Origin of the sequence: Acinetobacter sp. 742879 (assembly GCF_000588535.1) — a bacterium.
Lineage (GTDB): Bacteria > Pseudomonadota > Gammaproteobacteria > Pseudomonadales > Moraxellaceae > Acinetobacter > Acinetobacter pittii.
Genome location: NZ_JFYC01000002.1, coordinates 41,177 through 61,700 on the forward strand (window position 1 = coordinate 41,177; position 20,524 = coordinate 61,700).

The 20,524-nt window shown below is 39.9% G+C and carries 18 protein-coding genes and 1 pseudogene; 10 read left to right on the forward strand and 9 right to left on the reverse strand.

Annotated features, from left to right (window positions below):
- Positions 1-8 precede the first annotated feature (8 nt).
- Together J690_RS08090 and mazG are read right to left on the reverse strand one after the other, a co-directional pair.
- On the reverse strand, positions 9-413 hold the full coding sequence (locus J690_RS08090; RefSeq protein ID WP_032035270.1) for a ComEA family DNA-binding protein: 405 nt from the start codon (positions 411-413) through the stop codon (positions 9-11).
- On the reverse strand, positions 382-1,188 hold the full coding sequence (gene mazG, locus J690_RS08095) for a nucleoside triphosphate pyrophosphohydrolase (RefSeq protein WP_032035271.1): 807 nt from the start codon (positions 1,186-1,188) through the stop codon (positions 382-384). The genes J690_RS08090 and mazG overlap by 32 nt, the downstream gene beginning before the upstream one ends.
- A gap of 112 nt (positions 1,189-1,300) precedes the next feature.
- On the opposite strand from mazG, the gene J690_RS08100 reads away from it, so the two are divergent.
- Positions 1,301-2,074, forward strand: a complete 774-nt coding sequence (locus J690_RS08100) for an SDR family oxidoreductase (protein WP_032035272.1) — start codon at positions 1,301-1,303, stop codon at positions 2,072-2,074.
- A 46-nt stretch (positions 2,075-2,120) separates the two neighbouring features.
- Here J690_RS08100 and J690_RS08105 read toward each other — a convergent pair whose 3' ends face one another.
- The 4 genes from J690_RS08105 to cysM are packed head-to-tail and all read right to left on the reverse strand — an operon-like array spanning position 2,121 to position 7,622.
- Entirely contained in the window at positions 2,121-4,427 is a 2,307-nt protein-coding gene (locus tag J690_RS08105) for a RelA/SpoT family protein (RefSeq protein WP_002117181.1), read from the reverse strand.
- A gap of 30 nt (positions 4,428-4,457) precedes the next feature.
- Positions 4,458-5,849, reverse strand: a complete 1,392-nt coding sequence (gene rlmD, locus J690_RS08110) for a 23S rRNA (uracil(1939)-C(5))-methyltransferase RlmD (RefSeq protein ID WP_032035273.1) — start codon at positions 5,847-5,849, stop codon at positions 4,458-4,460.
- A gap of 9 nt (positions 5,850-5,858) precedes the next feature.
- Complete coding sequence (locus J690_RS08115; protein WP_005066255.1) at positions 5,859-6,677, reverse strand: 3'-5' exonuclease; 819 nt, start codon at positions 6,675-6,677, stop codon at positions 5,859-5,861.
- Positions 6,678-6,689: 12 nt separating this feature from the next.
- Entirely contained in the window at positions 6,690-7,622 is a 933-nt protein-coding gene (gene cysM, locus J690_RS08120) for a cysteine synthase CysM (RefSeq protein ID WP_032035274.1), read from the reverse strand.
- A gap of 172 nt (positions 7,623-7,794) precedes the next feature.
- On the opposite strand from cysM, the gene J690_RS08125 reads away from it, so the two are divergent.
- The 6 genes from J690_RS08125 (at position 7,795) to J690_RS08150 (ending at position 14,687) form a co-directional block, all read left to right on the forward strand.
- Positions 7,795-10,602, forward strand: coding sequence for a GacS-like sensor histidine kinase (locus J690_RS08125; protein WP_032035275.1), 2,808 nt, complete (start codon positions 7,795-7,797; stop codon positions 10,600-10,602).
- Positions 10,603-10,696: 94 nt separating this feature from the next.
- A complete protein-coding gene (locus tag J690_RS08130) occupies positions 10,697-11,485 on the forward strand; it encodes a crotonase/enoyl-CoA hydratase family protein (RefSeq protein ID WP_005066251.1) in 789 nt (262 codons plus the stop codon).
- 12 nt (positions 11,486-11,497) lie between these two features.
- Positions 11,498-12,367, forward strand: a complete 870-nt coding sequence (locus J690_RS08135) for an NAD(P)-dependent oxidoreductase (RefSeq protein WP_032035276.1) — start codon at positions 11,498-11,500, stop codon at positions 12,365-12,367.
- Between the two features lie 13 nt (positions 12,368-12,380).
- On the forward strand, positions 12,381-13,175 hold the full coding sequence (locus J690_RS08140; RefSeq protein WP_032035277.1) for a hydroxypyruvate isomerase family protein: 795 nt from the start codon (positions 12,381-12,383) through the stop codon (positions 13,173-13,175).
- Between the two features lie 81 nt (positions 13,176-13,256).
- A complete protein-coding gene (gene rsfS / locus J690_RS08145; RefSeq protein WP_001047580.1) occupies positions 13,257-13,658 on the forward strand; it encodes a ribosome silencing factor in 402 nt (133 codons plus the stop codon).
- A gap of 207 nt (positions 13,659-13,865) precedes the next feature.
- Positions 13,866-14,687 (forward strand): SDR family NAD(P)-dependent oxidoreductase, encoded by an 822-nt coding sequence (locus tag J690_RS08150; RefSeq protein ID WP_032035278.1) that lies wholly within the window; start codon positions 13,866-13,868, stop codon positions 14,685-14,687.
- A gap of 55 nt (positions 14,688-14,742) precedes the next feature.
- Here the strand turns inward: J690_RS08150 and J690_RS08155 are convergent, their stop codons facing one another.
- Genes J690_RS08155 through J690_RS08165 form a run of 3 tightly spaced genes read right to left on the reverse strand, consistent with a single transcriptional unit; the run spans position 14,743 to position 17,663 of the window.
- A complete protein-coding gene (locus J690_RS08155) occupies positions 14,743-16,197 on the reverse strand; it encodes an NAD(P)(+) transhydrogenase (Re/Si-specific) subunit beta (RefSeq protein ID WP_032007079.1) in 1,455 nt (484 codons plus the stop codon).
- Between the two features lie 12 nt (positions 16,198-16,209).
- On the reverse strand, positions 16,210-16,524 hold the full coding sequence (locus J690_RS08160; RefSeq protein ID WP_000230434.1) for a proton-translocating transhydrogenase family protein: 315 nt from the start codon (positions 16,522-16,524) through the stop codon (positions 16,210-16,212).
- 11 nt (positions 16,525-16,535) lie between these two features.
- A complete protein-coding gene (locus tag J690_RS08165) occupies positions 16,536-17,663 on the reverse strand; it encodes a Re/Si-specific NAD(P)(+) transhydrogenase subunit alpha (RefSeq protein WP_014208383.1) in 1,128 nt (375 codons plus the stop codon).
- Positions 17,664-17,901: 238 nt separating this feature from the next.
- Here J690_RS08165 and J690_RS08170 point away from each other — a divergent pair, with 238 nt between their 5' ends.
- The 3 genes and pseudogenes from J690_RS08170 to J690_RS08180 all read left to right on the forward strand — a co-directional run bounded on the left by J690_RS08170 (position 17,902) and on the right by J690_RS08180 (position 20,514).
- Positions 17,902-18,828: a DMT family transporter gene (locus J690_RS08170; RefSeq protein ID WP_032035279.1), complete on the forward strand. Its 927-nt coding sequence runs from the start codon at positions 17,902-17,904 to the stop codon at positions 18,826-18,828.
- Positions 18,829-18,896: 68 nt separating this feature from the next.
- Complete coding sequence (locus J690_RS08175) at positions 18,897-19,307, forward strand: RidA family protein (protein ID WP_032035280.1); 411 nt, start codon at positions 18,897-18,899, stop codon at positions 19,305-19,307.
- A 15-nt stretch (positions 19,308-19,322) separates the two neighbouring features.
- A pseudogene (locus tag J690_RS08180) lies at positions 19,323-20,514 on the forward strand (MFS transporter).
- The last annotated feature ends 10 nt before the right edge of the window (positions 20,515-20,524 follow it).

Below are 20,524 nucleotides of genomic sequence, written 5' to 3' on the forward strand. Positions count from 1 at the left end.
CAGATGATTTATAAAGTCAAACGCGTTTTATTCTTTTCAAAAATGGCGGGACCAATGCCCTTTACGTTTTTAAATTCATCAATATTTTTAAAGCCACCATTCTTTTGACGGTATTCCACAATTGCCTGAGCCTTTTTCTCACCAATACCTTTTAGCTTTTGGAGCTCATCAATATTGGCTTGATTCAAGTGAATTTGCCCTGACGAATCAGTCATAACTGAATTTTTTGGACTGTTAGAATGAGCGGAGCGCTGTATACTCAACTTCTGATCATACCTCTGCTGTTTAGCCTTCCACTCCTTAAAATTTTGATCAAAAGATTGAGCCTGAACTAGCGTTGATGAGATCAGGCTCCAAAATAAAATAATGAAAATATTTTGCTTATTCTTCCAAAGATTCATGCTGAGCTGCATATGTTTTTTCCCCTAACTTTAACTGCCGCTTTGCCTGATTCCACAATTCATCCATTTCAGACAAGGTCATGTCCTCTAATGTTCTTTGCTGTTTTTGCGCTTGATCTTCAATAAAAGCAAAACGGCTTCTAAATTTATGTATTGTCGATAAAAGTGATGTTTCACTTGAAATCGCAAGTTTACGTCCAACATTGACTAATGAAAACAGGCAATCTCCAAATTCGTCTTGAATTTCATCAATATTTTGATTTTTTAGGGCCTGCTTAAACTCATCCAACTCTTCTTCTAGTTTTTCATACGCATCTTCTATCGTTTCGAAATCAAACCCAACCTTAGCTACATTTGTTTGAATTTCTTGTGCCTGTAATAGTGCTGGTCCATGCTTTATTTCATCTAATCTTGATTGCGGCTTGCCTTGTTTTTTTTGTTGTTTAATTTGTTTCCAAAGCTCACTTACTTGTTCTGGTGTTAAATTATTAAATTGATCTGCCTGAAAAACATGGGGATGACGGCGTATTAACTTTTCACTTATTGCCTCAACAACATCTTGAAAGTTAAAAGCGCCTTGCTCACTAAACATTTGTGATTGAAATACAACCTGCAATAACAAATCGCCTAGCTCATTTCTAATTTCATTAATATCGCCATGGCGGATGGCCGCCTCGACTTCATATGCCTCTTCAATCGCATATTTAGTCAGTGACATTGGAGTTTGCTGTTGATCCCACGGACATTTTTCACGTAACTCTTGCATGATTTTAAGCAATTTATCCATGGTAACCCTCAAGTTTAAAAAGTCGGTCAGTCAAACTAAGATTTTAATTTGTTATGATCAAAATCAAAGCGATTAAATCAGTCGCACTATTGTACTGACAAAGAGAAAAAAGATGAGATACAGTATTCTGATTAGTGGTGCCGCTCAAGGTATTGGGGCTGAAATTGCACGCGTATTCTACAAACAAGGATATAAAGTAGGCATTTATGATATTAATGAATCGCTTGCTCAGGAACTAGCAAATGACTTAGGGCCAAATGCCCGTGCCGGCTATCTAGATGTAAGTGACTACAGCCAGTGGCAACACATATTAAAAGAATTTACCGAATGGGCTGGTGAACTTAATATCTTGGTAAATAATGCCGGTATTTTATATTCTGGTGCATTTGAAACAACTGATATTAAAGCTCACCAAAGAACAATAAATATTAATGTAAACGGCGTAATCAATGGCTGTCACGCTGCTCTACCCTACTTAAAGCAAGCGTCTTTTGCACGCGTTATCAACCTCTCTTCGGCTTCTGCAATTTATGGTCAAGCTGATTTGGTCTCTTATTCAGCCAGTAAATTTGCTGTTCGCGGGATTACTGAAGGTTTAGATGTGGAATGGAAAAAATATGGTATTCGCGTTTTAGATGTGATGCCGCTATTTGTACAAACTGCAATGGTTAACAATATGGATGCAGGCACTATTCAAAATATGGGGATAGATTTAACCCCAAATGATATTGCTCAGCAGGTGCTTACGCTTGTAGAGAAAAAGGCTCATTTTTGGACACCTACCCACACTCCAGTGGGTATAAAAACCAAACTGCTTTATCAACTATCAACGTTGAGCCCACAATTTCTAAATCGACTCACCAATATTTATTTATCTAGAAAGTAATTTGCAATAAAAAGGCTGTCATTTGACAGCCTTTTTACTCAATTTATTAAACGCCTTGAATCATGCGTCGCGCACTAATAATTCCAGGTTGCTGCTCTAAGCGTGCCAATAAGCGAGAAAGCTGTGCTAAACCTTTAACCTCAATGAGCAACTTCATATTAGCAATACCATCTGCCTCAGAAATTGTATTAACCTGCCGAATATTGATTTGGTCAGAGAAAATCACTTGAGTTAAATCTTTAAGCAGACCACGACGATCATAAGCTTCCACCACAATTTGAACGCTTTGACCACGTGTTGGCTGCATTTCCCAATCAGCTTCTACAGCACGCTCTGGCTCTTGCTTAATCATACGCTGATAGTCAGAACAAATGACTTTATGGATGCTGACACCACGGTTCAAAGTAATATATCCAGCGATTGATTCACCATGCACCGGCTGACAGCACTGAGCAATGTGCAGCTCTACATTATCTAAACCATCAATTAAAATGCCATGTGCTGATAGCGTATGGCTGGCACGTGGATTTAATGTTGGTTTAAGTACTAGTTCAGGCTCATCCTGATCTAGATGCATTTGGCGGTTCACCTGATTAATCAGGGCATGTAAGCTAATATCGCCACTGACCAAATTCACCAAAATGTCGTCGCCGGTCTTCACATTAAAATGTGATGAATAATCGTTTAGGTCGATACTTTTTGGGTGAATCGCAAGACGAGCCAACTCTTTATTAAGCAGTTCTCGGCCTACTTCAAGATTCTTACTACGGTCTTGCTGTCTAAACCAATGACGCAACTTGTCACGTGCACGAGAGGTTTTGATATAACCCAAAGAGTTCACCAACCAATCACGGTTTGGTTCACGATCTTTTTTAGTTAAAATTTCAACCTGTTCACCCGTTTTTAAAGTATAGGTAAGTGGCACATAACGCTGGTTGACCCGCGCCGCATAACACTTATTCCCTACTTCTGTATGCACATGATAGGCAAAATCTAAAACTGTTGAGCCACGCGGCAATTCTTTAATATCACCATCACGACTGAAAACATAAATCTTCTCAAAGCCTTCAAAGTCTTGTAACTGTTCAAAGCCTTCTGTTTCATCTTCGTTTTGATGTACCGTCGTTTCATTACGCTCTTGATAATGTTCTAAAACGGCACGTAATGAATGCAAACGATGATTAAAAGAATGGTCGGTATTCTTTGAACCTTCTTTATAGTTAAAGTGTGAACATACGCCTAACTCTGCTTCATCATGCATCTCGTGAGTACGAATTTGCACTTCAAGAGATTTATTTTCAGCAATTACAGCCGTATGCAAAGAACGGTAACCATTGGCTTTCGGATTGGTAATATAGTCATCAAACTGATGCGGAATATGACGCCAGATTTGATGTACGATACCTAAAGAGTGGTAGCATTCTGGCACACTATTGACCAACACACGCAAAGCACGAATGTCATAAAGTTGGTCGAAGCTCAGGTTTTTGCTCTTCATTTTTCGATAAATCGAATAAATGTGTTTTGCACGACCTGTAATTTCAGCTTCAATACCGTAAGACGCTAACTCATTTTTCAAACGGTCAATGACGAACTGAATGTAATGTTCACGCTCTAAACGCTTTTCATTAAGTAATGAAGCAATCTCTTTATAGCGATCTGGAGCCAAATAGCGAAATGCTAGATCTTCAAGTTCCCATTTAAGCTGAGCAATACCAAGTCGATGTGCCAACGGCGAATAAATAGTAAGAATTTCACGCGCTACACGTTCTTGGCGTTCACGAGAGGAATTTGCAAGCTCTCGCAAAGAATAAGTACGTTCAGCAAGTTTAATTAAAACAACACGAACATCTTCGGTCACCGAAATCAGCATTTTATAAATGCCGCTTAAATGTTCTCGTTGATTATTATTAAAGTGATCTTCTAACCGTTTATTTTTTTCAATAAGTTCTGAGAGTTTACCCATTGCCAAAGTACCTTTGACAAGGTTGTAAACTTGCTCCCCGAATTTCTGTTTTACTTCTTCTATATCGGTAATGCCTTCACGCACACTACGATAAAGCATTGCTGCTGATAAAGTATCTTCATCTACATGGAGATGTGCCAGAATGTCGGCCATTCCAACGCCTGTAGCAAAAGTATTGGAACGATGATTAACCGTTGAATCTAACTCTTTTTGCAGGGTTAAATGAGCGACTTTTTCAAGTTGTTCAAGCTCCGCCCCATCTAATATTTCACGCACCCGATCCAACCATGAGGCTAAACCGATTTGCGTTTCGGCGGCATGCTCTACAGTCGTTTCCTCTGACAACTCGGTTAGTTGTTCAGGTAACTGTTCACGTACTGTGACCATACCATTCTCCTCAATATGTAACTCATGTTTTTAATCGTTTATCTCTTGAATTTTTTCAAATAGTGCAATGGATTCAACATGTTCGGTATGCGTAAACATGTCCATCACTGCTGCTTTTTTTAACTGGTAACCATATTGGACCAAAACACCCGCATCCCTTGCCAGTGTAGCTGGATTACATGATACATAAACGATTCTTTTTGCTCCAAAATTTGATACATACTGCATAATTTCATATGCACCAGCACGAGGAGGATCAATCAATAATGCATCAAATCCTTGATTTGCCCAAGAATGATGCGAAAAATCTTTTGTTAAATCTTGTGAAAAGAAGGTTGCTTGCACCAAACTATTGCATTCCGCATTAGCTGTTGCTCGCTGCACCATTTCTTCACTCCCTTCAACACCGACAACCTGACCACTCTCACCAACACATCGTGCTAACGGGAGTGAGAAATTGCCCAAACCGCAAAATAGATCAAGCACCTTTTCACCTGGTTGCAACTGAAGCAATTCACATGCCAATTGAACCATCTGTTCATTTACTGTGGCATTGACCTGAGTAAAATCCAATGGCGAAAAAGCAAAATTTACATTAAACCTTTCTAAGGCATAATGTAAACGTAAAGCACCTTGTTCATCATCAATACGACGAATGCTTTCAGGACCTTTAGGTTGCAAATACAACTGCCACCCTTTGTGTAACGCAAATTGCTTTAATTGGTTGACATCAGAATTGTTTAATTTTTCTACATGACGAACCAATAAAGAAATTTCATTATCACCTTTTGCTAATTCTACATGACCAATGTGCGCTTTGCCTTTTAGACTTTGGAGTAAAGTGCGTAACTCAGGCAGACTATTTGATAAGTTTTTATCCAAAACACTACAGCTATGGATCGAAGTTAAACGATTACTATGATGTTCGCGAAAACCCATGATTAAGCGATCTGGTTTTGGCAAATAGCGCACGCCTATTCGAGCACGACGACGATAATCACTTTGTAAAGATCGAATCGGTTCTAGCCACTGTTCAGGTTGAATACCTGCAAAATGCTGTAAATGTGACTGGAGTACATTTTGTTTTAAACGGATTTGTTCATCAGGATGAATATGCTGCATGCTACAGCCACCACAAACACCATAATGAGGACAAATTGCCTCTATACGATGTGCTGAAGGTTCTCCTAACAACTGCAACATTTCAGCTTCTTCAAGACGCTTCGCTTGATGGGTAATCCGAGCTTTTACAGTTTCTCCTGGCAATGCATAACGAATAAAAACTTTTTTGCCATGCTTATCTGCAGGGTGCTCAGGATGAGAACCATAATGCGCAATTCCACGCCCCTCATGAGAAAGTGTTTCAACCTGAAAAATATATTCAGGTTGTTGGAGGTTGCGAGATTTGGCTTGTTGTTTCAAAGAATGAACCTAAAAATCTGAAGAATTAAAATAGTGAGAAGTAAATTCAGTATGTTTCGAAGTACGTTCCCATACTTCAAGGAAGTCGGCCTGCTGTGGCATAGTCTGTAAATATTCAATACTCGAACTGATCCAGTGGTTATGTTCATCTGCATTCAATTGACCTTTTAGTACCAACCATCGCAAATAAATAAACCATGTATTGAGCACATCCCCTTCACAATAGCTCGTCAATTTTAGCCACTGTTGATTACGAACATATTCAGGCACATGATAACCCGACTCGCCACGCTTACCCGGTAAACCTAAAATACAGGCAATATCATCAAGCTTTTGAAAATTACGACCATTAAACATTGCCATCACGTCCATTAAATCTATATGGCGATGGTGATAACGGTTTTGGTAATTATTAAAACGCTTTTGGCTATCGATCTCACCTTGATCAAACAGACCAGGTGCAGAGAGCCCATGATACATAGCGCGAAATAGGATAACTGGTAAATCAAATTGTGAACCATTCCAACTTACTAGAGTCGGATGGCGCTTATCAAAAATAGATAGAAATTTCTGCAAAATTTCTGCTTCAGAATATTGTTCTCGACTAAAAGAAAATAATCGAAAACCAGACTCATCGATCCATAAGCCAGAAATACAAACAATTTCATGTAAAGGCAAACGCTGAAAATCCATACCAGATTCTTGGCGACGGATTTTCGTCAATGCTTGCTCTACATCGGCTTCAGGTAAATCAAGATGATATAAATGCGCACCCGCTTTTAAATCAGTTAAAGTTTCGATATCAAAAACTAAGGTAGGGAAACGCATTATTTCTCTCAATTATGAGTTATCGTCCTGTACTGAAAACAGACCTGTAGACAAGTAGCGATCGCCACGGTCACAGATAATGCAAACAATAACAGCATCCGGATTTTCTTCTGCAATTTTGATTGACGCCCAAACTGCACCACCTGAAGATGTACCAGCACTAACACCTTCCATACGTGCTAATTTACGCATGGTTTTTTCAGCTTCAAATTGTGGAATATCAATAATACGATCCACACGGCTACTATCAAAAATAGTAGGCAAGTATTCTTTTGGCCAACGGCGAATACCAGCAATACTTGATCCGTCTGCTGGCTGTAAACCAACAATTTGAATATCTGGGTTTTGTTCTTTTAAATATTTAGAAACGCCCATAATAGTACCGGTTGTACCCATTGAGCTTACAAAATGGGTAATTTTCCCACCTGTTTGCTTCCAGATTTCAGGACCAGTCGTTAGATAATGAGCTTCAACATTATCAGGATTACCAAACTGATTTAAAACGTGACCTTTGCCTTCTTTTTCCATTTGCAAGGCTAAATCTCGTGCACCTTCCATACCTTGCTGTGGTGTTACTTCAATCAGCTCTGCGCCATAAGCCAACATTGCGTCCTTACGCTCTTGGCTCATATTGTTCGGCATAATAAGTTTCATTTTATAGCCGCGCATTGCCGCAACCATAGCCAAAGCAATACCTGTATTACCGCTGGTTGCTTCAATTAAAGTATCACCCGGTTTAATTTGACCACGTTTTTCTGCCTGCATAATCATGTTATATGCAGGACGGTCTTTTACAGAACCTGCCGGATTATTACCTTCCAATTTTGCTAAAACTATCGCTTGCGTATGAGAAGCTAATCGCTGCAAACGAACTAGAGGTGTCTTACCTACATAGTGATCTAACAAAAATTCGTCAGCTAAAAAATCAGGTTGTGTATTACTCATGATCAACACCTATATCGAGGTGGGCCTATTGTATGAAAAAATGCTCGGTACTGCACCCATTTCAATCTGCTTTTTCATGAAAGCGATTAAAGCTCGGTCAATTATAAAATGCCGTCTGTTTTAAAATAAAGCGTGATAAGATGCCGTACAGAGAGATAAATCTGATGTAGCCATGTCTAATTTCAATAAAACCTTATCGAAACGCTTACGTCTGAATCATGCATATGGGCAATTGATTGCTCTTATTTTTGTGCCCATTATGATTTTAACGTGTGTTGGTGCTTTTCTGGTTTTAACTGAAACCTCGCATTCAGTAAAACAACAACAGCTACATCATGCCTCAGCAATTTTAGCTCGCTATAATCAAATCGCACTAGATTTATACCACCTAGTTGAACTACAACCTGATGAATATGACCATGCTCAGCACATCATGCAAAGCATGTTTAATGAAAAAAATCTAAAACGTGCTGCGTTAATTGATAGTAACGGCCAAACCTATTTAAGTATCGGTTATCGTGACAATCGTTACTGGCCAAATTTTACTGAAAAAAATAATTTTTTTGGTCCAATCTCTTATAACCACAACAATATTTATGGACTTCGTATTAGCGATACACCAGGAAAAACACCTGTCTGGCTCGTGATTGAGATGGACAATCAGCCATTAGAATTGGCACGTTACCGTATTTTGATTGCCCTCGTCATTACTGGCTTAATGACCTTACTGTTACTTTTACTTTGCTTGAATTTTTATTCGCGTCGCTGGATTGCGCCGATGTACGAAATTCGCATGCAGTTGCAACGTTTAAATGCAGACACGTTGGACCAGCATATGGTCATTAACAGTACGGGTGAATTGCGTTTGTTACAGCGTGATATTGCAAACGTTGTTAAACGATTACACTTTAGCTTTTTAGAGTTAAAAGAACACACCGAACAAACCGAAGAAGACTTACGTAGAACGTTAGATACCTTAGAAGTTCAAAACATTACCTATCGTCAAGCACGTGACCAAGCGATTTCTTCAAACCAAGCCAAATCGGTTTTCCTTGCCAATATTAGTCATGAGCTTCGAACACCTTTAAACAGTATTGATGGCTTTATTCATTTATTACTTCGTCAACAAAACCTAAATAATGAACAAAACCTTTACCTACAAACCATTCGCAAGTCATCTGCCCATTTATTAGCATTAATTAATGATGTATTAGATTTCTCAAAAATTGATGCGGGTAAGTTAGAGCTCGAAACAGCACCGTTTGATTTAGAAGAAGCTGTCTTTGATGTCATGGACATGTTGTCCCCTCTAGCTGCTCAAAAGCATATTGCAATGGCGTTTTATTATGCAGACAACATTCCACAACAAGTGATTGGTGATGCTTTACGCTTCAAACAAATTCTGACCAATTTGATTTCAAATGCGATTAAGTTCACTCCAGATGGCGAAATTATTGTTCGTGTTCGTATGGAACATGATGATATCGGACAATGCTTACTTCATTTTAGTGTTCAAGACAGTGGTATTGGTTTAAGCGGTACAGATCGTAAAAAATTATTTGAATCATTCTCGCAAGGTGATGCATCCGTTACACGTCAATTTGGCGGTACAGGTTTAGGTCTTGCGATCTCTAAACAGCTTGTCCATCTCATGCATGGCCAAATTGGCTTTGAAGATAATCAGGAACGTGCTCCAACAGAAAAAGGCTCAACCTTCTGGTTTACCGCACAATTTGTAGTAGATGAAGATTACGAGATCGAACACCCACACTTTGAACATTTACAAGTGGTGTCTTATCTTGCGCACCCTGCTACAGCGAGTGTTTTACGTTACTACCTTGAAAACTATCATGTTCCTCACATCGAGACACAATCGATTCTGGACTTATTTAGTCGTTTAAAACATCTTGATCAGAAAGATAATACATGGCTCATTGTTGATCATAGTGGTGATACTGAAGCGTTATTAAAAGAAATTCGTAGTCGTTATCAAGGTAATTTGGCAGTTTATGGCTATCAAATGACGCTTGAGCCAAATATGCTCACTGAATATCGTGCTCGTCCTCTCTATCAACCACTCAGCCGAAGTGGTCTTATTCAACTGTTGAGCGATCAACCTGTATTTGAAGAAGAACAACAAGACTTTAATGGTCAGGGTTTACACATTCTGGCAGTGGATGACCATTTACCTAACTTAATTGTTTTAGAAGCCCTACTGGGTGAACTTAACGTTAGAACAACTAAAGCAATCAGTGGTCAAGAAGCGCTTAATCTGATTCAAGAGCGAATCGATCAGAAACTCAAACCATTTGATTTAGTGTTCATGGATATTCAAATGCCTGTCATGTCAGGTATTGATACCACGCGTGCTATTCGTTCATTAGAGTCGACTTTAGATGGAGAAATGCAGCTTCCAATTATTGCATTAACCGCTCATGCCCTTGCCGATGAAAAACAAAAACTTCTCAAAGTCGGCATGAATGACTATGTAACCAAGCCAATTCAAATGGAACAAATTATCCAGATTTTAACGCAATGGACTAAAAACAACTTTACAGCAAAAGCTCCAGATAAAGACCACCATGTCGTTGCAGAAGCATTAGACCCAGAAATTCTAAACTGGCAACAAAGCTTGCAGCTTGCAGCAAATAAAGAAGACTTAGCTCAAGATTTACTTAAAATGTTAGTTGATAGCTTCCCAACTGAGCTAGACGAAATGCAGCAGCTCATCGAGCTTGAAGACTTCCCTCAACTTGAGCATGTTTTACATCGTCTTTATGGCGCTACTCGCTATGTAGGGACTCCAAAACTACAACAAGTGACAGGTGACTTTGAACAATTTATTTCAACACTACGCAAAGAACGCCGTATAGCCGATGAAGGCTTTATTGAAGAAGTTATGAGACGCTTTGATGAGTTGGGACTTGTTGTTAAAGAAGTTGAAAGTGCTGCTCATCAAATCTTAGTAATCCCTGACTAACAGACCGACTAAATAGGCATGACTGAGCTGTCATGTTTCCAAATTACAGCCATGTTATGCTCCGCTTATCGATAAAAAAATAAGCGGGAATTTCATGGCACTTTTACGTATTGAAAAGAATAATGGCATTGCAACAGTTTATCTAAACCGTCCTGATAAACGTAACGCCATGAGTTTTGCCTTATTAAAAGAACTCGTTTCAACAGCAAAAGCCATTAAAAAAGATAGAGATATCCGCTGTGTGATTTTGACAGGTGAAGCACAAGTTTTTAGTGCCGGAATTGATTTATCTGACCTGAATAATCCGAAAAACTCCGCTTTTGCCATTTGGGAGCTTGTTAAACCTGGCCAAAGTCTCTTCCAGAAAGCATTTCTTATTTGGCAAAATTTACCTGTACCTGTAATTGCGGCACTTGAAGGATATTGTTTTGGTGCCGGAATGCAACTTGCCTTAGCAGCTGATATTCGAATTTCTCATCCAGACACAAAAATGTCGATTATGGAAAGCCGTTGGGGCTTAGTTCCAGATATGGGACTTACTCGTTCATTAAAAGGCTTAATTGGCGTTGATCTTGCAAAAGAACTCACCTTAACGGCCCGCGTTTTTGATGGAGATTATGCAAAAGAAATTGGTCTTGTAACTCATTTAAGCGACTCTCCGCTAGAAAAAGCAAATGAAATTGCCACTGAAATGTTACAACGCTCACCTGATGCTCTCACTGCTGCAAAACGTGTACTTGATGCAATGGAACACCAACCTGAAAAGTCATTGCGTCTAGAAAAAATCTGGCAACTTAAATTATTACTTGGTAAAAATAGCAAACTTGCTCGTAAAAAAGACAAACATCCAGAAGTTAATTTTTTACCACGCCAATATAAATAAAGAGCTTAGATTATGAATTTTGATCGCAACACCCCTATTGCTTTTTTAGGTATAGGGCTTATGGGGAGCCGCATGGCAACTCGCCTTATTCAGGCAGGTTTTCAAGTTGCGGTTTGGAATCGAACCCCTTCTGCATGTGAAGAACTGATTGATATCGACGCACAGCCTTTAGAACTTTCAGATATTGGCGAGTATCCAATTATTTTGACCTGTCTAGCAGATGACAAAGCTGTACAAGCTGTATTTGAACAAATTCAGCCGAACTTAAAAGCTAAACAGGTAATTGTTGATTTCTCGAGCTTATCTGTTGCTGCAACAAAAACGCTTGCTCAAGCTGCTGCCGCGCATGATGTTACTTGGATTGACTCACCTGTATCGGGTGGAACCGCTGGTGCCGAACAAGGCACACTTGTTATTTTTGCAGGCGGTGATGCTCAGACTATTACAGAATTAACGCCTGTTTATAATGTTTTATCTCAACGTGTGACACGAATGGGAGATACAGGAACTGGCCAAGCCACCAAAATCTGCAATCAACTCATTGTTGCAGCCAACAGTGCTCTTATTGCAGAAGCTGTTGCACTAGCAGACCGAGCTGGTGTAGATACCACTTTGCTCGCTCCAGCCTTAGCAGGTGGATTTGCAGATTCAAAACCTTTTCAAATTCTCACCCCACGTATGGCAACTCATACCTTTGAACCTGTTCAGTGGAAAGTTCAAACATTATCAAAGGATCTTAACAACGCAGTAACATTGGCTAACAATGTTAATTTAGATATCCCAGTTGCACAAAAAGCTCTATTACAGCTACAAACTCACCAAAAAAATGGCTTTGCCGAGAAAGATTTAGCTACTATGATTCAATTAATAGAGCAAAAATAAACGGAGTTTGAGTATGGGTCGTCTTGCAATCAATTTATCCATGATTTTTACCGAAGTTCCTTTAATTGAACGCTTTGCTCTGGCCCATGCTCAGGGCTTTGAATATGTCGAAATTCAATTTCCTTATGAATTGTCTATTGCAGATATTCAAACTCAACTCGAACGCTACAACCTCAGCCTTTGTTTAATTAATGTGCCTGCAGGTGATCTTATGCAAGGCGGAAACGGTTTAGCAGGCATTCCTGGCCAAGAAACAGCTTTCCATGAGGCATTAGAATTGGCTATTAGGTATGCCACGGCTTTAAACGTTCCTCGTGTTAATATTTTGGCGGGTAAGCAACCACTAGATGCTGACTTACTTCCTTGTTTAAAAACACTAGCAGCCAATTTAAAACTTGCCTGCAACTTACTCAGTGAACATGATATAGAACCCGTTTTTGAAATGATTAATGGCACGGATATGCCTCGCTTTTTGGTGCAGAACATTGCGCAGGGCCAAGAAATGCTCGAAGCGGTCAACCACCCTGCCCTCAAAATGCAATATGACTGCTATCACATGGCCATGATGGGTGAAGATGTACTTGAGGGTTTGCAAGAGAATATTAACTTAATTGGACATATTCAATTTGCAGATTGCCCGGGCCGCCATGAGCCTGATACAGCTCAAATTCCTTATGAACAAATTTTTTCTTGGTTAAAGCAAAGTTCATATCAGAACTATATTGCAGCGGAATATAAACCTGAAAATGGTTCAAATCAGTCGTTTACATGGAAGAAAAAATACTTTTCTGATGATGTAAATATATAAACTGTTACGACTTCTGTTTGAAATTTAGTGCGAAAACCACTATATTAGATAGTGAGTAATTGTCAGGAAAATATACCCTATATGAATTTAGAACCATCGCCCAGCGTGTCTAATTCTCACGATTTCGCAATGAACACCTCAAATAAAGACGTACAAGCTTGTCTCAAAGTCGTCCACGACGCTTTAGTTGATGTAAAAGCAAAAGATATTCTCCAGTTAGATGTTAGCTCAATTAGCAATGTCGCTGATGCTATTGTAATTGCAAGTGGTACTTCTACTCGCCATGTCAAAGCACTTGCTGACAATGTTGCAGAAGAAGCTCGAAAAGCCGGTTTCCGCCCGATTGGCGTTGAAGGTGAACGAGATGCAGAATGGATCTTAATTGATCTCGGCTTTGTTGTAGTACACGTAATGCTACCAACAGCTCGTAAATTCTATGATTTAGAAAGCTTATGGCGTACCGCTCCAGAGTCGGTTGCTTAAAATTTTGCTTTTAAAAAAAGCGGCTCTTTTGAGCCGCTTTTTTTATTTATCTAACATCAATTTTAATTACATTCAAATACGCAGCCCTATCCCCAAAGCACCAATCATCACTTACAACTAATTTTGACATGACAAATTGTCAATTTTGCAGCACTATACAAATTCTTGAAGTCCCCACCAATAAATAGCATAACCGGAGTACAGAAAGTGAAGATATTAATTACAGGTGCTAATACGGGCATAGGTTTCGCGACAGCAGAACAACTCGTTAAACAAGGGCAACATGTGATTTTGGCATGTCGAAATCCTCAGAAAGCGCAAGAGGCACAAAACAAACTAAGCTCACTTAACCAAGGACAAGTCGATGTCGTTTCTCTCGATTTAAACAGCCTTGAGTTAACCCAAAAAGCAGCAGATGAAATTGCTGATCGCTATGGCAGCCTTGACGTACTCATTAATAATGCAGGCTTATTTGCCAAAACCAAACAATTGACCAATGAAGGCTTTGAGCAACAATTTGGGGTTAACTATTTAGGTCATTTTTTACTTACTCAAAAATTACTCCCAGTTTTAAAACAATCTCCTAAAGCGCGCATTATCCATCTTGCATCTATTGCTCACTGGGTTGGCTCAATTAAACCCAATAAATTTCGTGCAGAAGGTTTTTACAATCCCCTGTTCTATTATGGCCAATCAAAGCTTGCGAATTTGCTCTTCAGCAATGCATTAGCAGAACAGTTAGCTGGAAGTTCAATTACCAATAATGCATTACACCCGGGTGGTGTTGCTTCTGATATTTATCGTGAATTACCAAAACCAGTTTATGCAGCGATGAAATTAGGCTTGGTCCCAACCTCAGTTCCAGCAAAACTCATTACAGAAATGGCAACTGGAGATGCATGGCAGAACCGTAATGGTGAATATGTGAGTGCACATATGCCAGACTGGAAATCATCACATGCTAAAAATCAGCAACTGGCACGTGACCTGTATCAACAATCGATGGATCTTGTAGAAAAATTTCTTTAAAAAACCAGCTCAAATAAAAAACCACCCGAAGGTGGTTTTTTTATTTCAAAGCAACTTAGTGGCCTGTACCATTAATTGCTTTTGTCATATCTTCAACAACTTTCTTAGCATCACCAAAGATCATCATTGTTTTTTCATTATAGAACAAATCGTTGTCTAGACCAGCATAACCAGTTGCCATAGAACGCTTAATCACCATGATTGTACGCGCTTTATGAGCCTCAAGAATTGGCATACCATAAATCGGTGAGCTTGGGTCATCTTTTGCAGCTGGGTTTACAACGTCGTTTGCACCAATTACAAGTACTACGTCTGTTGCAGGGAAGTCTGAGTTGATCTCATCCATTTCCAAAATGTCTTCATATGCTACGTCTGCTTCAGCAAGTAGTACATTCATATGACCAGGCATACGACCTGCAACTGGATGAATTGCAAAACGAACGCGAACACCTTGCTCTTTCAAAAGCTCACACAACTCTTTTACAGCATTTTGTGCACGACCTTGCGCCATACCATAACCCGGTACAATCACAACGCTGTCCGCATTTGACATTAAGAAGCCAGCATCATCAGCAGAACCTGAACGGTAGTTACGTTGAACTTGTTCACCTTTATCTGCAGATGCAACTGCTGCACCACCCATTGCTCCACCAAACAATACATTGATGATCGAACGGTTCATTGCTTTACACATGATGTACGACAGAATCGCACCAGATGAACCTACAAGCGAACCTGCAACGATCAACATGTTGTTTTCAAGAGTAAAACCAATACCTGCCGCTGCCCAACCAGAGAATGAGTTAAGAAGCGATACCACTACAGGCATATCACCACCACCCACTGGTGCAATCCAAACCCAACCAAATGCAAGTGCAAGTGCTGTCATTGCCCAGAAAGCAGTCATGTTGCCAGTTGTAAAGAAGTAGAAACCACAAGCCAACATCGCAACAAAGATAAGTGCTTGAACAGGTTTAACCCATGCGCCAGAAATTGTTTTAGCCCATTTTTTTGCAGCCAATTTACCGTATGCAAACACAGATGCAGTAAAGGTAATCGCACCAACGAAACAACCCACAAACAATTCAAATAAATGAACCTTGCTCATGTGTGCATGTTGTACGCCAGCTGCAGTCAAAGCCGCCTCATTCTGAGCAAACAATGCAGTTAATTGATTGTTATGTAAAATTGCAGCAATCGCAATTAATACAGCAGCCAAACCCACCAATGAGTGCATAAGCGCAACAGTTTCTGGCATTTGAGTCATTGGCACTGTACGTGCACGCGCAATACCCACGATTGCACCTAACACCATTGCCCCAACGATCATCCAAATGACTGGGTTATTCGCAACAAAGAAGGTCGTTACAACTGCAATCGCCATCGCGATCATACCGTAACGGTTACCTTGAATTGCTGTTTTAGGGCCAGATAAGCCACGAAGCGTCAAGATAAAGAGGATTGCGCCAACAAGGTACAACCAGTTTGCATTTGCTTGAATAAATTCCATGTCAAAGCCCTCTTATTTCTTTTGCTTAGGCTTGAACATTTCCAGCATGCGTGCAGTTACTGCAAAGCCACCGAAAATATTAATGCTTGCCAAAAATACTGCAATCGCACCGAGTACGCTCACCACATTCACACTTTGAAATGCAACGTTAGCATCTACACCTAAAACTGGCAGACCTACAGTTTGCAACATCGCACCTACCACAATAATAGATGACAACGCATTGGTTACTGCCATAAGTGGTGTATGCAAAGCTGGCGTAACCCCCCAAACCACGTAATAACCTACGAAGATGGCAAGGACGAAAATTGTAATAGTTTCAACCATGAGAAATCTCCTTAACCACGCTTAAGCAGTACTTGACCGCCATGAGTGACCAATAGGGCTTTTTGGATTTCGTCTTCCTGATTAATCGCAAAGTTTTTCTCTTTGTCGAATAAGGTCTCTACGAAATTAAAAACGTTACGCGCATACAATGCAGAAGCTTCTGTTGCCACAGTCGCCGGAATATTTGGAACACCCAAAATTTTCACGCCATTTTCTGTAAACACAGTCTCACCAACTTTAGAACCTTCAACGTTACCACCAGTTTCAACAGCCATATCTAAAATGACAGAGCCTGGTTTCATCTTGGCAACAGTTTCAGCTTTAATTAAACGCGGCGCATCACGACCTGGTAATAATGCAGTAGTAATCACGATGTCAGCATTAGAAACAGCTTTATCTACAATCGCAGCTTGGTCTTTGATGTATTGCTCACCCGGCATCCATCCATAACCATTTTTAGCGGCATCTGCTGCACGTTGTTGCTCTTCTTCAGACATTGGGACGTCTAACCACTTACCACCTAAAGACTCAACTTGATCTTTAGCTGTAGGACGTAAGTCTGTCGCTTCAACAATTGCACCTAAACGTTTTGCAGTTGCAATCGCTTGAAGACCAGCAACCCCAACACCCATGATTACAACACGCGCAGGCTTTACAGTACCCGCAGCAGTCATAAGCATTGGGAACATGCGTTGATATTCAGCAGCAGCAAGTAAAACTGACTTATAGCCAGCTAAGTTTGCTTGAGAAGACAACACATCCATGTTTTGTGCACGAGAAAGCGTACGAGGAAGCAGTTCTAAAGCAAAAGCAGACACTTGTTGATTCGCAAACTGATCTAACTCGGTGTTACGATAAGGATCAAACATTGCTACAACAGCGGTATTTGCTGCAAGTTTCTGAATTTCCGTGCCCTGTGGTGCGCGAACTTTCAAAATAATTTGACTACCCGTATAGGCATCATCCGTAATGGTTGCACCGACCTGTTCATAAGCACTGTCAATGTACGCAGCCTTTACACCAGCACCACGTTCAATCACAACGCTATGACCAGCGCTAATCAACTTCTTTACTGTCTCTGGCGTAGCAGCTACACGATTTTCACCGACGACAGTTTCGGTTGGGATTCCGATCTGCATGAGCGTTCCTCAAGCTAATTTCTCATTGTCAAAAACATTGCAAGCTGCAATGTTTCCCCCATGTGTATTCTTTGTACAGAATTTGGATTCTAATTGAACTTTTTTAAAATACCACCCACTATTTATTTAATAAATACCCATATTTTGAACTGATGATTCACGATATTTATTTAGAGGTGTAATATAGGAGGATTTTTCTTTTTTTGCAGACAATAGTCTCTCTTATACAGTCCTGTATATGAAAATTTCTTTATCTTCGTTTCAAATCGGGTCTTTTTTTGCTCTTTGCTCTGCGTTTTTATTCAGTACAAAAGCAATCTTTATTAAACAGACTTATGCCCTTTCTCCATTAGTAGACGGTACGGTCCTGATGGCTTTACGCATGTTAAGCGCTTTACCGTTCTTTCTATTAATTTGCTGGTTTAACAGGCATCATAATCAGGGCATAAAAAAGAAGGATTGGCTAATTTTAATTTTTGCCGGTCTATTAGGCTACTACTTTGCAAGTTGGCTCGATTTCATGGGCCTCATGTTTATTAGTGCCTCTTTAGAACGAATTATTCTATTTTTATATCCCACGCTTACAGTCATCGTATCAAGCTTACTCTACAAACAAAAATTAGATGTAAAAAGTTTCTTTGCCATTTTTCTTAGTTATGGTGGAACCGTGCTGGTTATGCTTCAGGAGCACAACAACGCACCAATTCAGGGCAACTTCTGGTTAGGGACAAGTTTCGTATTTGCAAGTGCCGTAGCTTTCGCCGGCTATTTGTTGCTGACGCCACCTCTCATTAAGAAATTTGGCTCTTGGAATTTCACAGGGTTAGCCTTAACTGTGGCTTGTATCGGGACATTAACTCATTACGCACTAAGCACACCTCAACCTATTCAACTTCTATTACAACTCCCCTCTAGTGTAATTTGGTATGGCATTGGCTTAGGCTTTTTAGTTACCGTTTTACCCACCGTTATGCTCATGCAAAGCATTGAGCGATTAGGTGCCTCTCAATCTGCAATGATTGCTTCAATTGGACCAGTTTTAACGATTTTGCTTGCCGTTGCTTTTTTAAATGAACATCTCAATATGTGGCAATGGGTCGGCTGCCTTCTTAATATTGTCGGTGTCATGATGATTACTCTCAGAAAGAAAAGACTAAAACATTAAATTCTCTTGACCTCAACTTAAGTTGAGGTTGGATACTCATCTAAATTTTAATAAACGGTTGAGTTCCAATGAATCAAGAAACTTTTAAAATCATAAATCCATCAACTTTATATAACCCAACGCCAAATGCTTATAGTCATGTTGCTGTAGTGGAAAGCTTTAAGAATATTATTCATGTAGCAGGTCAAGGAGGCGAAAATTCCCAAGGTGAATTAAACCCAAGTTTTGAAGAACAAGCGAACCAAGTTTTTGATAATATTCAACATGCTTTAAAAGCAGCCAATGCAGAGCTTAGCAATATTGCTGTATTGAGAGTTTTAGTTGTTGACCACTCGGTCGAAAAACATCAAATTTTGATTAAAATTATGCAAAATTTATGGAAAAATCATTCTTTTCCTGCCTGTACACTTATTCCTGTGCCGCGCCTTGCACTAGAACACATGCTTATTGAAGTTGAAGCAACGGCATACACCCAATAAAACTGAGAGAACGTCATGTCTACCCCTGAAGATATCAGTCAAAATAAACCTTTGCTTTGGTTGATGGCAGCAGCATGCGGTTTATGTGCAGGTGTGAATTATTATTGTCAGCCTCTAATTCACTCTATCCAGCAAGAGTTTGCTGTAACTCAAGCACAAGCCGCTTTAACAGTGACATTTGCTCAGGTGTCTTATGCTCTCGGTTTACTCTTTATTGTCCCATTGGGTGATATTGTCAATAAAGCCAAAGCTATTCCGTTTTTGATGGTGCTTTGCGCTGTTGGTCTATTTACATCTGCTTTTGCGGTGAACTTACCCATGTTGTGGATTGGTACAATTTTAGCGGGATTGTTTTCTGTTGCTGCCCAAGTCCTCATCCCACTTGCCACAATGACCGTAAAACCCGAAAAAACTGGCGAGATCATTGGTTTTTTAATGAGTGGCTTATTGGTCGGGATTTTACTCTCTACCAGTCTAGCTGGCTTATTTTCCAACCTTTTCCACTGGAAAGTAGTCTATGTCGTCAGCGGCGTATTAATGCTTCTGTTGGCATTTACCTTAAAAAGCCGTCTACCTTATGTCTTGCGTATGAAAATGAACTATGGACAAATATTTGTTTCCATGGCTCAACTCTTAAAAGAGGAAAAGCGACTATTATTAAGAGCGCTTACAGGTGCTTTCGCCTTTGCCGCAGTAAGTATTTTGTATTCCACCATCGCCTTACTTTTGACTTCGGCACATCATTTGCCCGATCTATTTATCGGACTAGTCCCACTAGTCGGTATCTTTGGGGCATTATCAACACGCTATATTGGTAAATATGCCGACCAAGGCTACACACGATTACTTACGTGGATGGGTTGTGGGCTGTTTTTGGTGAGCTGGCTTTGTTTCTATTTCGGACAAACCCTCCTTTCTAGTTATGTTATTGGCTTTGCTTTAATTCAATTAGCACTCGCGCTCGTTCATACCAGCAACCAGAGCATTATTTTCCGTTTACGTCCAGATGCTAAATCTCGTATTAATGCCATCTATATGACCACTTATTTTATTGGAGGAGCTGGTGGCTCTGCCTTAGGGATTTTTGCTTGGAATCATGGCGGGTGGACTATGACATGTGTTGCAGGTGTAGCTCTTGTTCTGCTTTGTATTTTATTTAGTGTCATTGATGCTTTCTTACAAAAAAAAGCAGCTCGCTCACTCATAAAGTAAATTGT

What these genes read in the sequence shown, in the direction of transcription:
- J690_RS08090 (WP_032035270.1), bottom strand. Translation starts at nt 413, where the DNA reads ATGCAGCTCAGCATGAATCTTTGGAAGAATAAGCAAAATATTTTCATT.
- mazG (WP_032035271.1), bottom strand. Translation starts at nt 1,188, where the DNA reads ATGGATAAATTGCTTAAAATCATGCAAGAGTTACGTGAAAAATGTCCG.
- J690_RS08100 (WP_032035272.1), top strand. Translation starts at nt 1,301, where the DNA reads ATGAGATACAGTATTCTGATTAGTGGTGCCGCTCAAGGTATTGGGGCT.
- J690_RS08105 (WP_002117181.1), bottom strand. Translation starts at nt 4,427, where the DNA reads ATGGTCACAGTACGTGAACAGTTACCTGAACAACTAACCGAGTTGTCA.
- J690_RS08115 (WP_005066255.1), bottom strand. Translation starts at nt 6,677, where the DNA reads ATGCGTTTCCCTACCTTAGTTTTTGATATCGAAACTTTAACTGATTTA.
- cysM (WP_032035274.1), bottom strand. Translation starts at nt 7,622, where the DNA reads ATGAGTAATACACAACCTGATTTTTTAGCTGACGAATTTTTGTTAGAT.
- J690_RS08125 (WP_032035275.1), top strand. Translation starts at nt 7,795, where the DNA reads ATGTCTAATTTCAATAAAACCTTATCGAAACGCTTACGTCTGAATCAT.
- J690_RS08130 (WP_005066251.1), top strand. Translation starts at nt 10,697, where the DNA reads ATGGCACTTTTACGTATTGAAAAGAATAATGGCATTGCAACAGTTTAT.
- J690_RS08135 (WP_032035276.1), top strand. Translation starts at nt 11,498, where the DNA reads ATGAATTTTGATCGCAACACCCCTATTGCTTTTTTAGGTATAGGGCTT.
- J690_RS08140 (WP_032035277.1), top strand. Translation starts at nt 12,381, where the DNA reads ATGGGTCGTCTTGCAATCAATTTATCCATGATTTTTACCGAAGTTCCT.
- rsfS (WP_001047580.1), top strand. Translation starts at nt 13,257, where the DNA reads ATGAATTTAGAACCATCGCCCAGCGTGTCTAATTCTCACGATTTCGCA.
- J690_RS08155 (WP_032007079.1), bottom strand. Translation starts at nt 16,197, where the DNA reads ATGGAATTTATTCAAGCAAATGCAAACTGGTTGTACCTTGTTGGCGCA.
- J690_RS08160 (WP_000230434.1), bottom strand. Translation starts at nt 16,524, where the DNA reads ATGGTTGAAACTATTACAATTTTCGTCCTTGCCATCTTCGTAGGTTAT.
- J690_RS08165 (WP_014208383.1), bottom strand. Translation starts at nt 17,663, where the DNA reads ATGCAGATCGGAATCCCAACCGAAACTGTCGTCGGTGAAAATCGTGTA.
- J690_RS08170 (WP_032035279.1), top strand. Translation starts at nt 17,902, where the DNA reads ATGAAAATTTCTTTATCTTCGTTTCAAATCGGGTCTTTTTTTGCTCTT.
- J690_RS08175 (WP_032035280.1), top strand. Translation starts at nt 18,897, where the DNA reads ATGAATCAAGAAACTTTTAAAATCATAAATCCATCAACTTTATATAAC.